This window comes from Salinimonas profundi (genome assembly GCF_014750655.1).
In the GTDB taxonomy this organism is placed as follows: Bacteria; Pseudomonadota; Gammaproteobacteria; order Enterobacterales; family Alteromonadaceae; genus Alteromonas; species Alteromonas profundi_A.
The window spans coordinates 115,879-128,300 of the sequence record NZ_JABBXD010000004.1 but is presented as its reverse complement, the minus strand read 5'-3'; the positions used below and the strand labels follow the sequence as shown (position 1 = coordinate 128,300).

Genomic DNA, 12,422 nt, shown 5'->3' with positions numbered 1-12,422 from the left:
AAATTATGATCCTCGTATATGTTAACTGCTTAATATTAAAACTGTATTTACGTTGTCTCACTGCTATGCTTTGACAATCACAATGAAGAGGAAAGCTATGCGATATTTCACACTTGCACTGGGTGTACTCGCCTTTACCGCCCATGCCGAAGACATCTCAGTAAAATCGCCGGATGGCGATTTGGTACTGACATTTTCTGATGAAAACGAACTGGCTGAATATTCACTGACGTTTAAAGGCAAAAAGTTAATTGATGCCAGCAAGCTGGGTTTCACCTTTGAACAGGCCCAGCCAATGTATCGTGACTTTTCAGTTAAAGAAGTCAGTCGTGACAAACACAACGATTCCTGGGAACAGCCCTGGGGTGAACAGCGCATTATCGAAAACACGTATAATGAACTGGCTGTTGAGTTTACACATACTGATGATGCGCAGCGCAAGTTTGTGGTTCGTGCTCGTGTTTTTGATGATGGCATCGGCTTTCGTTATGAAGTCCCCGGCAGCGGTCAGCGCAATATCACGCGCGAGCTGACGCAATTCCACCTGACCAATCCGGACGCCGCAACGGCTTACTGGATCCCCGGACAGGGCCGTGAGCGCTATGAGTATCTTTACCGTGAAACGCCTTTGCAGGACGTTGACCTGGCGCACACACCCTTCACCGTTAAATATGAAGACGGTACCCATCTGGCTATTCACGAAGCGGCGCTGGTGGATTATGCCGGAATGAGCCTGCAGCGTCAGGATGGTGGACGCTTAGAAGCTAACCTATCCCCACGAGCTGACGGTACGCTGGTCCACAAAGAAGGCAGTTTCACCACACCGTGGCGCACAATAACGGTGGGTGAGCAGGCTGTTGACCTGATTAACTCCTACATTTCACTTAACCTTAACGAACCCAATAAACTAGGTGAAGTTGATTGGATCAACCCGGGCAAATATGTGGGTATCTGGTGGGGTATGCATATCGGCAAATACACCTGGGGATCAGGCGATAAGCATGGCGCAACCACCGAACGCACTAAACAATACATGGACTTTGCCGCCAAATATGGCTTTGACGGTGTATTGGTGGAAGGCTGGAATAAAGGCTGGGATGGCAACTGGATAGAAAACTCTCAGTTATTCAGCTTTACCGAAAGCTATCCGGATTTCGATGTAAAAGCGGTAACCGATTACGGTAAGAAAAAAGGCGTGAAGCTGATTGGTCACCATGAAACGTCCGGCGGCATCACCAATTACGAAGAGCAAATGGAAGATGGCTTCAAGTTGTATCAGGATCATGGTGTTGAGCAGATTAAAACAGGCTATGTGGCTTTTGGGCAAAATCTGAAACGTCGTGACGAAAACGACATCATGCGCTATGAGTTTACTGACAGCCAGCCGGTGGTAAATCATTTTATCAATAACGTCAGCACCGCCGCTAAGTATGAGCTTGCCATCAATACCCATGAGTCAGTGAAGGACACCGGATTGCGTCGTACCTATCCAAACTGGATTTCGCGGGAAAGTGCCCGGGGTCAGGAATACAACTCGGGTGTGGGCGCGCCTAATCCGGCTAATCATATTCCTACTATGTCATTCACCCGCATGTTGGCCGGGCCCATGGATTTCACACCGGGCATTTTCGACTTCGATTACAAGCGTCCGGAAGTACCTGAAAATGACACCGTTGATTTTGAACGCCGCCCAATGTCGACGTTAACACGTCAGTTGGCGCAGTATGTGGTGTTATACAGCCCGATTCAGATGGCAGCTGATCTGCCTGAGAATTATCTCAAGCATAAACAGGCATTCCAGTTTATTCAGGATGTGCCCACTGACTGGGAAAAAACTGAGGCGCTACAGGGTGAAGTTGGTGACTTTATCGTTATTGCCAGACAAGAGAAAAAGGACCGCGATTATTCAGGCGATGACTGGTATCTGGGAGCCGTTACCAATGAAGAGCCGCGTACAGTCACGGTGAAGCTGGACTTTCTTAAGCCGGGCAAAAAGTATGAAGCACAGGTGTATCAGGATAAACAGGACACAGACTGGAAAGATAACCCGTATGCAATGAGTTATGAAACCAAAACGGTGACAGCAAAGGACAGTATGGATCTGTACCTGGCCACTGCTGGTGGAGCCGCTGTTCGCTTTAAGGCACTAAACTAAAATTGCATTAAGTGACTGACATAAAAAAGCCCCGCACGCGCGGGGCTTTTTATTGCCTGCTTTACACCACCAGCTTCAGTTGGTGGGTATCATAACTGGGATTACAGATAATCGAACTCGCTGCCAGAAATTGACAGCACCGACGCTTTGCCTGCTTTCATCGCGACTTTGTGAGCATCACGACGCGGTAAAATACGTGCGATATAAAAGTCACGCGATTTAACTTTAGCGCTGGCGATGGTTTGGTTTTCACTACGTGACGCACTATCCGCCATGCTGTACCAAAGCACACCAATTAACGAATAAGCAGTGTAGGCAAGGTAATCGCACGCGGCACTGGCGACATCAGCCGGGTCCAACGCCAGACAATCGGCAGAGCTTGCCCGCCAGTCATCCAACAATGCCTGCGCCTGTGCTTTGACAGTATCATCCTGAATGTTCGCCACCAGCTTGCCAAACTCGATATAAGTGGTTTCCATCATCTGACCTTTGTCGCGGGTCAGCTTACGACCGATAAGATCCAGTGCCTGAATACCATTGGTGCCTTCATAAAGCTGCGCGATGCGCACGTCACGCATCAGTTGCTCCATGCCCCATTCGCGGATATAACCGTGGCCGCCAAGCACTTGTACGCCCAGGCTGCTTGCTTCCAGCCCCATATCAGTCATAAAGGCTTTGCACACGGGAGTTAAAAACTGCAAAACCTGAGCGGCTGTTGTTTTGTCTTCATCATTGCCGAGACGCTCGATATCCATATATTTTGAATACAGAACGGCTAACGCCCGGCAGCCTTCAGTTTGCGTTTTCTGGGTTAACAGCATTCGCGCAACATCAGGCTGAAAAACGATAGGGTCGGCTTTGCCATCTGGATTCTGTACACCTTGTGGCGCACGTGACTGCACACGCTCACGGGCATATTCCAAAGCGCCCTGAAAAGACGCTTCAGCTGCGCCCAGACCTTCCAGACCAACCTGAAAACGTGCATCATTCATCATCGTGAACATGCATGCCAGACCTTTGTTTTCCTCGCCAATCAGCCAGCCTTTTGCACCATCGTAATTCATCACGCAGGTGGGACTGCCTTTGATGCCCATCTTGTGTTCAATACTGCCTACTGAAACCGCATTGGCTTCGGCTGGCTCATTGTTCTCATCCAACAAAAACTTGGGCACCAGAAATAAGCTGATACCCTTAACGCCCGCTGGCGCATCTGGTAAACGAGCCAGCACCATATGAATGATGTTACTGGTCCATTCATGATCGCCACCGGTAATAAAAATTTTGTTGCCGGTGATTGTATAACTGCCGTCACCCTGTGGCTCAGCTTTAGTGTTAAGCAATGCCAAATCGGTACCGGCATGCGGTTCGGTCAGGTTCATTGTTCCGGTCCACTCACCGCTTATCAGCTTGGCCAGATACTGCGATTTAAGTTCCTCGCTGGCATGGCGGGTTACAGCAAGCACAGCGCTTTCGGTGAGCATACTGGTCAGGCGCCAGCTCAGGTTTGCAGAATGCAGCATTTCATGCACCGGAACAGCCATTGAATAGGGCAGCTCCTGGCCATCATAGTCGGCTGAACCCAGCATGCTGTTCCAACCGTTTGCAATATACTCTTTGTATGCCTCAGCAAAACCATCTGGGGTGGTTACCTTGCCGTTTTCCAGCTTACACCCTTGTTCGTCACCGGTGCGGTTCAATGGCGCTATCACATCTTCGGCAAATTTTGCGCCCTGAGCGATAACTTCATTTGCAAGCTCAAAGTCAAAGTCGCTGATACCCAGCTGTTGATAGTGCGTGTCTAATGACAGCCACTCTTTAAGCAGAAACTGATAATCTGCCATTGGGGCCTGATACTGAGGCATAACCCACTCCTATTGATTTAAACGGGTGTTTGAATTTGTAATTATACGCACAATTCATTCACCGCCAAGCACCCGCCGCCTATTTGTAAAAAAATTTAACCTCGACACCGGCAAGTTTACGTTAATCTTACTCTTCTGTTTTTCATGTCTCAGGCTAAATCGTTGAGTTTGCCGCTAGAGAACCTTTTACTGTCAGTGTCTGGCGTCAGCTTCTTTGTCGCCAGAGCGCGTATGTGTTGTGTACCGGAAAGGAGTGAGGCACCAAATGAATTCTGTTAGTCCGGCTAAGCTGTTAAACAGTAAGTGGACCGCCGTTCGCCCGGCCAACAAAGAAAAACACTTCATCGTGACAGAAATTGAGTACAGTGAGACCGGAGCCGTTGTTCACTGTCTACTTGAGGCGGTTCACTCTCATAATGAATACGCGATTGACTGGCGGGCACTGAAAGATGCTGAAACCTGGCGCCAGGGCTGGAAATAACAGCCCGTGTTCGGGTTGGGTCCTGTTACTTTGACTCGGGCGTCTTCAAATGATGTTGGATGAACGTCTGCATATCGTCAGCCACAGGCAAGCCATCGGGGTTCGCCCAGCTTAGTGCAGCCACCGTGCCGGTGTGTTCGCCCTTTTCATAAATGTAGGTACTGACCTGGCCATCCACCGATTCTATTTTTGCCTTTAGTCGTTTCAGGTTCCGTTCGTGCACCGTCCCATCATTCGATGAATACATCAGCGCGAAGGGTGGCTCACTGCCATCAATATAATGACTGACCACCATTTTATCGAACTCGTCCGGCGGCCCGAACATGTCGCGAAGGTCATCTGCTTTGGGCGTGAAATCATAAGGGCCCGCCATTCCTACAAATGCGTCAATACCCGATGGGTCACCGCCGGCTTTTTTCAGATACCTTTCATCGGCGACCACTAGCGCACCAATATGCGCGCCGGAAGAGTGCCCGCTGATAATCAGCTGCTCATTGCCACCATACTGATGAATGTTTTTTTGCACCCAGGCCACAGATGCTGCTGCATCTTCGACGAATATCGGAAATTTTACTTCCGGGTACAGCCTTGTATTAGGTAATACCGCGACGTAACCCATCGAGGCCAGGCGAATACCAACAAACTGATACTGATCTTTTGAACCAAAGCTCCAGCGTCCACCATGAAAGAAAATGACTACCGGCGCTTTCTTATTGTTAAGCCCCTCAGGCACAAAAATATCCAGTTGCTGACGAGGCAACGTGCCGTAAGCAACGTCCTCGGTAATGTCGCCATCAAAGGTAAGTGTGGTGGTGTTAGCTGTGGCAAACATAAGTTTTGCACAGCCGCCCAGTAGCACCGTTGTAAATATAATCAGGAGCAGTTTCATACAGCTTTTTACTGCAGGACAAAAAGAAAGTTCATGCGCAGTGTCGCCAACTGGCTGGTATTACAGGAAATTAATAATACCGTGCGTAGACCGCATGTTTAGCCTGCTTCTCATATCAGCAATAAAAATATGGACGTAGTTGAAGAAAATAGACTTAAGTACAGCGTAAAGATGCCTTGCAACAATTTACAGTAATATCACCCGCCAGGGTTGCGGCAATGAGGTAACACAGGCTGAATTTTTGGTATGAATAAATTGAGGTGAAATAAATCAATGCTAAAGCGAACAAGTCTCAGACCATTATGATTTAACTTCTCTGGCGCCAAACTTCACTAGCTACTATCGGATAGGGCATCTATTAAGGGGCAATTACGTTGGGTAAAAAAACAGGAATTGAAATTTTTGGCTTTTGGTTTTTAACGATTTTTGTATCGCTCATGCTGATTGATTATATGTTCTTTTAATCATGTTATTTTCAAAAAGACAAAATCATTACCCAATGAATAGTCAATTCCAGGCGTAGTGATTACATTGCAGGTGTAACAGAGCCCGTAAATTGAGTACGCGTCGAATATCTTCTCGCCTACCGCTTTATTCTTGCCAGAAGCAGTCATTTTCAGTCGAACAGAATGATTTCTTCAATAAGTGATAAAGCTTGCATCGCTATTAAATAGCAGGTGATTTTTCCACCCGTTCTGATAAAGTGGATAACGATAATTACTTAAATTTCAAACGCTCACGCATTTTTGGCAGAACAAACGTTACGTTTTTCTTTTCTGCTTGTCACAGCGTAGTGTTATGGCTGCCATCCTCAGATAAAAATGAATGACAATTGATGTGCGGCCAGCGATCCACGCAATGGATCAGTACAGGATGTTAATTTAAAAAGGAAGTACATCATGTTAAAGCCGATAAGGTTACTGGCAGCGGCGATGGCTGTCAGTGGGTGGCTGTTTTGCCTCCCCGTAGTGGCCATCGAAACCCCTCCCGTCACCCTCGATACGCTCGACAAAAGCATGGCCGAACTGGTCGAAGAGCAAAACCTCCCCTCCCTGTCCTACGCCATTATTCAGCCTGATGAACCTGCGCATATTAAAGCCATAGGCACATTGCAAAAGGGGCGGGAAACGCGTGTGACTCCCGACACGGCTTATCGAATCGCCTCCATTAGTAAAATGTTTGTGGGCATCGCAGCCATGCAATTAATTGAAGCAGGCCAGATTAACCCTGAATCGAGGGTGGCCGATGTCTTACCGGAATTTGAATTTAAAAATCCATGGGAGTCGACGCATCCGCTTAAGGTAAAACATTTTCTGGAAAGCACCTCAGGCTTCGACGAAATGTCGCTCTCAGAATTTGTTTACGACAATCAGCCAGTGATGCCTCTAAAAGAAGCGCTGAGTTATCACCCCGACAGCCATGTCAGTCGCTGGGCACCCGGTACCCGCCATGCTTACTCAAATACTGCGGCGGCAGTAACGGCGCTACTCATTGAAAAAGTTACGGGTCGGCCGTTTACCGAATACGTGCAGAGCAACATATTTACGCCTTTAAAGATGAACCACACCTTTTACGGCACCGCACCGGAGTCGGTTACGATGGCAGAAGGGCACAGCGGGGGAAACATTGTAGAGCATGAGCATTTACTGATGTACCCCGCCGGGGGCGCCTCATCCAGCATTACCGACATGCATCGCTTGCTCACCTTTTTTGTAGAGCGGGCGCGCCTTTGCTTAACACCGAAACCGTAAAACGTATGGAACAGTCACAAACCACCAATGCGGGTGAGTTTGATGCAGGCTATGGCGTCTATAACTTCGCTCGCTATTATGATGGGTGGGGCTATCGGGGCCACGATGGCTCGTTACCAGGATGGACATCGGAGCTGGCTTATTCACCTGACAACGGGACTGGCTTTGCGCTACTTCTCAATGCTGAAAATCCCAGGGCTTTATACAAAGCGGCACGATTACTGGCAGACTTCATTGCCAGGGACAATGAATTGCCAATGGTAAAGACCGAGTCGGTGCCCGCACAGTGGCAGGAAATGTCAGGTTACTATCGCCTTATCAATCCGCGCATAGAAAAACAGTATTTTATTGAGCGAATTGTTTCACCCATTAAACTGAACGTTACTGACAAAGACGCGCATTTATCCATGGTGGCAAACCCTGGGTGGGAAAGAGACGTTGTGTATGTGGGTAATGACAGATGGCGTAATGACAAAGGGGAGATTGTGATGACTCGCGCCACTGACCCGGTGGCTGGCGATGTTCTTCATTACGGTGATCGGGTTTTCGTTAAGATTTCAGCATTTGATGCGATGGCAGATAAAGCAATCATTTTCGCGTGGCTACTGATGCTGGTGAGTACCTTGGTTTACACACCTGTCTGGCTGGTCAATAAGGCGCGAGGAAAAATCACCGGAACGCACAGTACTCAGTTGCGCAAATGGATGTCTTTGTCAGCCGTGATGGCCTTACTATTTATAGCGCTCATAGGCATAGGACTAAGTAATCCGTTTGATAATCTTGGCGCGCCAGGACCAATTTCAGTAGGGTTATTTATTGCTTCATTACTGTTTGCGTTGGTGACCGTGTGGGCATGCTGGAAGCGGATTAAATATCGCGGCGTCTCGACATCGCGATGGATACGTGGATTCGTAGCCGTGTATCTCATTTTACAGCTTGTGGTGGTTATCTATTTGGCATACTTCGGCGCGATTGGCCTGATAAGCTGGACGTAGTCGAATCCGTTGAGCGGCGATGCTCATTGCCGCTCATTACCTTCTGTTGGTTGTTCGGACAGTTACGCACTGACGGAATCGTACACCACGACCTTTTTCCACAGATGGCTGTAGTCCTCAATAAACTTTTTGTGAAGCGGATGGCTTTGATAGGCATCCTGATCTTCAATGCTGTTAAACATCATCATCTCAGATACCTGATAGCTGCTGTCAATGACATCCCGTGACTCAGTAGCAGCAGGCACGCCCACATGCAGAGCCTGAATATGTTTAATTTCACGCAGGCTGTTCAGACCCTTAATCAGGGACTGCTGATCGGCTTTTGACTCTGGTTGCTTCAGCCAGAAATACACCATATGAACTACCGGCGACACCTGCTCGCAGGGTGAATCGCTGTGGGCTTTTACCGGAAGAGCCGCTGCGGCACACAGTGAACCGGCAGCCATACCGGCAAAAGATAAAAACTTACGTCTGTCAGGTTGATTCATCGGATTTTCCTTGTCTCAGGTAACAGTAGAACAGCTTAAAATTAATTGTTCAGCATTTAATCAGCCATAATACGCATAAATCAGCATATACCAACCATTTCGCACAAACTCTCTGGCATCCCCACACTTGCTTTTTAAGCAGTCGTTGGTCATGCTTGAGCGACAATTTTGATGATAAAGGGTGGCAATGACCTACGTATCTCCGGTGTGTGTGGTAACTGGCGGGAGTCAGGGAATCGGGCTGGCTGTCTGTGAGAAAATGTCGGCCAATGGTTATCGGGTATTTAATCTGGACCTGGAAGATTTCGCCCGGCCGGTGGAAAATGGCCAGTGGGTTAAATGTGATGTGGCCCAGGTCGGTGAAGTTAAGCAATGCATTGAAACCATCATAGCGCAGGCATCTCGTATCGATGCCCTGGTTTCAAATGCGGGTATCCACTTCTCCGGCACGATTGAGCAAACCTCAGAGGCAGAGTTTGATCGTGTATTTGCTATCAATGTGAAAGGGGCCTACGCCGCCATTCAATCTGTCTTGCCTGTTATGAAATCGCAGCACAGTGGGGCCATTGTCGTGATGGGCTCAGATCAAAGCCTGATTGGAAAGCCCGGGTCGTTCGCTTATAACCTGTCAAAAGCCGCGCTGGCGTCGATGGTAAAAACCACCGCGCTGGATTATGCCGAGTATAATATTCGCGCCAATGCCGTCTGCCCCGGTACAATAGAAACACCACTTTTTCACAACGCGATAAATCGCTATGTGGAAAAATCAGGCGCCAAAAAAGCTGATGTTGTGGCCGATGAAGCAGCGCAGCAACCACTCGGTCGGTTAGGCCAGCCTGAGGAAGTTGCTGAGCTGGTGCTGTTTCTTGCCGGGGACAAAGCAACCTTTATCACCGGTAGTCTGCAGGTGATCGATGGCGGCTATACGGCGCGCTGATGCATCGGCTGATTGATTCTCACGTTCACCTGTTTGATTTAAAAACCGGTGACTATCACTGGCTTCGGCCAGAAAATCCGCCGCACTGGGGTGACAAGTCTTTTATCAACCGCTCGTTTTCTCAGCAGGATATCAGTGTCACCGATCCGGTTACCTTAAGTGGTATTGTTCATATAGAAGCGGGATATGATAATCGCAGACCCTGGCGGGAAATTGATTATCTGGAGCAAGCGGTATCTCTGCCGCTTCGCACCGTGGCGGGCGCTGATATCACCAGCACGAGTTTTTCAGACACGCTGGATAAGCTGGCAGCGTTTAAAAGTGTGTGCGGCATCCGGCATATTCTGGATGACCAGGCGGTATCAGTACTTGGTCATTCCCTCACAGCGAATAACATGCAATATTTGGCTGACAGTGACTGGCATTTTGAGGCGCAGTTTTCTGCCAGCGACAGCCGGGCCACACAGGCGCTGCTCAGGCTACTAAATACAACCGGCGCCAGATGTATTATCAACCACGCGGGGATAATACCGGGCGAGACGGTGAACACTCTCAAGTGGCGAGAAAACCTGCAGCTACTGGCGCAAAGTCCGAATGTGGCAATCAAGGCCTCCGGCTGGGAAATGATGGGGGCGACAAGACAGTGGCGCGTAGCGCAAGTCGCTGAGATTGTCGATACGCTAATCACGCTATTCGGAGTGCCGCGGGTCATGCTGGCCAGCAATTTCCCGCTATGTTTATTTACGTGTAATTACGGTACTTACTGGCAGCAGATGACGGGCTGTCTCCCCCTAGCCCACCTCAAAGCACTGCTGTATGAAAACAGCGTTAACTGGTATAGGTTCAACCAATAGGCAAACGCGCCTCAGGGTAACGAACACGGCGCTGGCGCGGACTTGCCAGAAAATAAGCCAGAGTCAGCGGGCCCAGCCGTCCGGCGTACATCAATAAAATAATGATGAACTCGCCAGGCTGACTCAGGTTGCCTGTAAGTCCTCGCGAAAGCCCTACTGTGCCCAGCGCGGAGACTGCCTCAAAAACGATATCCGAAAATGCTGCATTATGCTCAGTGATACTTAGCAGAAAAATGGCAATCCAGGTCACACCCAGGGATATCAGTGTCAACGCAAGCGCTTTCGTTACCGTTTCCGGCTTTATGGTACGGTTAAACAGTGTAGGGGCAGGGTCGCGCCGAAAATAATTGTAGGTAGCAAGTAACAACACCATGAATGTGACCAGCTTGATGCCACTTGCTGTGCTCATTGACCCGCCACCAATAAACATCAGCAACAACATCAGCGTCACAGATGCATCTTTCATCTGACCAATGTCCAGAGTATTAAACCCTGCGGTTCGCGGTGTGACCGCCTGGAACCATGCTGCCAGCCATTTGCCAAGAGTATCAAGTGACGCCAGCGTGGCCGGATTGTTGTATTCAATGGCATAGATCAGCAGCAGCGCGACAATGTTTATAATGAGCGTGGCGCTTAGCATTGCTTTGCTATAGGAGGATAGCGTACGCCAGCGTCGTTTTTTCACAATATCCAGCCACACTGAGAAGCCCAGGCCGCCGGTGATAAATAACGCAGTAATAACGATGTTGATGGTAGGGTCGCTGACGTAGGGCATCAATGAGTCAGCAGACAAGGCAAAGCCTGCATTGTTAAATGCCGAGATGGTATAAAAGAACGCATGAAAAAGGCTTTTTTGCCACCCCATATCAGGCAGCCAGTAAAGTGTCAGAATTACAATGCCCAGAGATTCCACAATAAAAGCAAAAAGCAGTACGCCCTTAGCTGTACTGACCAGTGATGCGGTGTCGGTCTGATTAAACGCTTCTTTTAAGGCGCTTTGTTGCAGGAAACTGATTTTACTGCCTACGGCCACCAGTGTCACAACAGCAAACGTCATCAAACCCAGTCCACCAAGCTGTATTAATACAGCGATTATGCTCTGTCCAAGTGGTGTAAAGGCCGTACCAGTATCAACCACCACAAGCCCTGTTACCGTGACTGCAGAGGTCGCGGTGAACAGACTTTGAACCCAGGTAATAGATTCGGTGGTCGCAGCGGGAATCTTCAGCAGGAGCGTACCCAGCAAAATAATGGCAATAAAGCTCAGCGACAGAATAAGGGGAGGAGCCGCCTGTATTTTACGGGCACCACCCGGACGTCTTTCAAGCGGACGATGCGTCGGTGACCACTGAATCACTGGTTAAACCGCGGCGCAATTCTGATCAGCGACTCACGCGTGCCGCACAGTAAGACTACATCTGCTTCTGCGATTTCAAAGGTCAGCGGCGGAGATTTAATCAGGTTATCTTTTCGTTTGATCAGCAGGCAGGATATTGATGCTTCAAAGCCAATAATCAGGGTTTCCACAGTAGCAGGCTTTCTCAGGCGTGGCAGCTTAATCTCTACAACATACAAGCCATGCCCCAGGCTGAGGTAATCATTGACCATTGGATAGTTAAGCGCCTGAGCGACGCGTGCACCCATCTCTTCCTCGGGATGGATAATTCTGCTAACCCCTAATTTAGACAAAATCGTATGGTGAGCCGTCGAATTGGCTTTCACCCAGATTTGCGTGACCCCCTGATTTTTAAGAAGCAATGTGCACAATAAGCTGGCCTGCATATCTTCGCCAATGGCAACGAGTACCGCTTCGCTATTTGCCAGGCTGATTTCAGCCATGGCGCGTTCATCGGTAGCATCACAAATCAATGTCTGCGTCAGTTCAGCGGCATATTGTTCAGCCAGTTTCTCATCAATATCAATGCCGGTTACAGTATGCCCCAGATGCATAAGTTCCAGGCTTGCAGTAATGCCAAACCGCCCGAGTCCGATGACTGTAAAATGTGCCAT

The 12,422-nt window shown here is 48.9% G+C and carries 11 protein-coding genes; 6 read left to right on the top strand and 5 right to left on the bottom strand.

Annotated elements, in window-relative coordinates; all coding sequences use genetic code 11:
- Positions 1-97 precede the first annotated feature (97 nt).
- Positions 98-2,155 (top strand): glycoside hydrolase family 97 protein, encoded by a 2,058-nt coding sequence (locus HHX48_RS09470; RefSeq protein WP_191024500.1) that lies wholly within the window; start codon positions 98-100, stop codon positions 2,153-2,155.
- Positions 2,156-2,256: 101 nt separating this feature from the next.
- Here the strand turns inward: HHX48_RS09470 and HHX48_RS09465 are convergent, their stop codons facing one another.
- On the bottom strand, positions 2,257-4,017 hold the full coding sequence (locus tag HHX48_RS09465; protein WP_191024498.1) for an acyl-CoA dehydrogenase family protein: 1,761 nt from the start codon (positions 4,015-4,017) through the stop codon (positions 2,257-2,259).
- Between the two features lie 265 nt (positions 4,018-4,282).
- Between HHX48_RS09465 and HHX48_RS09460 the strand changes: the two genes are divergently transcribed.
- Entirely contained in the window at positions 4,283-4,498 is a 216-nt protein-coding gene (locus tag HHX48_RS09460; protein WP_191024496.1) for a TIGR02450 family Trp-rich protein, read from the top strand.
- A 25-nt stretch (positions 4,499-4,523) separates the two neighbouring features.
- Here the strand turns inward: HHX48_RS09460 and HHX48_RS09455 are convergent, their stop codons facing one another.
- A complete protein-coding gene (locus HHX48_RS09455) occupies positions 4,524-5,387 on the bottom strand; it encodes an alpha/beta hydrolase (RefSeq protein ID WP_191024494.1) in 864 nt (287 codons plus the stop codon).
- Between the two features lie 899 nt (positions 5,388-6,286).
- Between HHX48_RS09455 and HHX48_RS09450 the strand changes: the two genes are divergently transcribed.
- Together HHX48_RS09450 and HHX48_RS09445 are read left to right on the top strand one after the other, a co-directional pair.
- A complete protein-coding gene (locus HHX48_RS09450) occupies positions 6,287-7,138 on the top strand; it encodes a serine hydrolase domain-containing protein (RefSeq protein WP_191024492.1) in 852 nt (283 codons plus the stop codon).
- Between the two features lie 5 nt (positions 7,139-7,143).
- Positions 7,144-8,133, top strand: coding sequence for a hypothetical protein (locus HHX48_RS09445; protein WP_191024490.1), 990 nt, complete (start codon positions 7,144-7,146; stop codon positions 8,131-8,133).
- A 62-nt stretch (positions 8,134-8,195) separates the two neighbouring features.
- Here the strand turns inward: HHX48_RS09445 and HHX48_RS09440 are convergent, their stop codons facing one another.
- Positions 8,196-8,621, bottom strand: a complete 426-nt coding sequence (locus tag HHX48_RS09440) for a Dabb family protein (protein ID WP_191024488.1) — start codon at positions 8,619-8,621, stop codon at positions 8,196-8,198.
- A gap of 187 nt (positions 8,622-8,808) precedes the next feature.
- Here HHX48_RS09440 and HHX48_RS09435 point away from each other — a divergent pair, with 187 nt between their 5' ends.
- Complete coding sequence (locus tag HHX48_RS09435) at positions 8,809-9,558, top strand: SDR family NAD(P)-dependent oxidoreductase (RefSeq protein WP_191024486.1); 750 nt, start codon at positions 8,809-8,811, stop codon at positions 9,556-9,558.
- On the top strand, positions 9,558-10,412 hold the full coding sequence (locus HHX48_RS09430; protein ID WP_191024484.1) for an amidohydrolase family protein: 855 nt from the start codon (positions 9,558-9,560) through the stop codon (positions 10,410-10,412). The genes HHX48_RS09435 and HHX48_RS09430 overlap by 1 nt, the downstream gene beginning before the upstream one ends.
- Here HHX48_RS09430 and HHX48_RS09425 read toward each other — a convergent pair.
- Positions 10,402-11,769 (bottom strand): TrkH family potassium uptake protein, encoded by a 1,368-nt coding sequence (locus HHX48_RS09425; RefSeq protein WP_191024482.1) that lies wholly within the window; start codon positions 11,767-11,769, stop codon positions 10,402-10,404. The two genes, HHX48_RS09430 and HHX48_RS09425, sit on opposite strands and share 11 nt — an antisense overlap.
- On the bottom strand, positions 11,766-12,422 hold the full coding sequence (locus HHX48_RS09420) for a potassium channel family protein (protein ID WP_191024480.1): 657 nt from the start codon (positions 12,420-12,422) through the stop codon (positions 11,766-11,768). The genes HHX48_RS09425 and HHX48_RS09420 overlap by 4 nt, the downstream gene beginning before the upstream one ends.

What these genes read in the sequence shown, in the direction of transcription:
- HHX48_RS09420 (WP_191024480.1), bottom strand. Translation starts at nt 12,422, where the DNA reads ATGGCACATTTTACAGTCATCGGACTCGGGCGGTTTGGCATTACTGCA.
- HHX48_RS09440 (WP_191024488.1), bottom strand. Translation starts at nt 8,621, where the DNA reads ATGAATCAACCTGACAGACGTAAGTTTTTATCTTTTGCCGGTATGGCT.
- HHX48_RS09450 (WP_191024492.1), top strand. Translation starts at nt 6,287, where the DNA reads ATGTTAAAGCCGATAAGGTTACTGGCAGCGGCGATGGCTGTCAGTGGG.
- HHX48_RS09435 (WP_191024486.1), top strand. Translation starts at nt 8,809, where the DNA reads ATGACCTACGTATCTCCGGTGTGTGTGGTAACTGGCGGGAGTCAGGGA.
- HHX48_RS09460 (WP_191024496.1), top strand. Translation starts at nt 4,283, where the DNA reads ATGAATTCTGTTAGTCCGGCTAAGCTGTTAAACAGTAAGTGGACCGCC.
- HHX48_RS09470 (WP_191024500.1), top strand. Translation starts at nt 98, where the DNA reads ATGCGATATTTCACACTTGCACTGGGTGTACTCGCCTTTACCGCCCAT.
- HHX48_RS09445 (WP_191024490.1), top strand. Translation starts at nt 7,144, where the DNA reads ATGGAACAGTCACAAACCACCAATGCGGGTGAGTTTGATGCAGGCTAT.
- HHX48_RS09430 (WP_191024484.1), top strand. Translation starts at nt 9,558, where the DNA reads ATGCATCGGCTGATTGATTCTCACGTTCACCTGTTTGATTTAAAAACC.
- HHX48_RS09455 (WP_191024494.1), bottom strand. Translation starts at nt 5,387, where the DNA reads ATGAAACTGCTCCTGATTATATTTACAACGGTGCTACTGGGCGGCTGT.
- HHX48_RS09465 (WP_191024498.1), bottom strand. Translation starts at nt 4,017, where the DNA reads ATGCCTCAGTATCAGGCCCCAATGGCAGATTATCAGTTTCTGCTTAAA.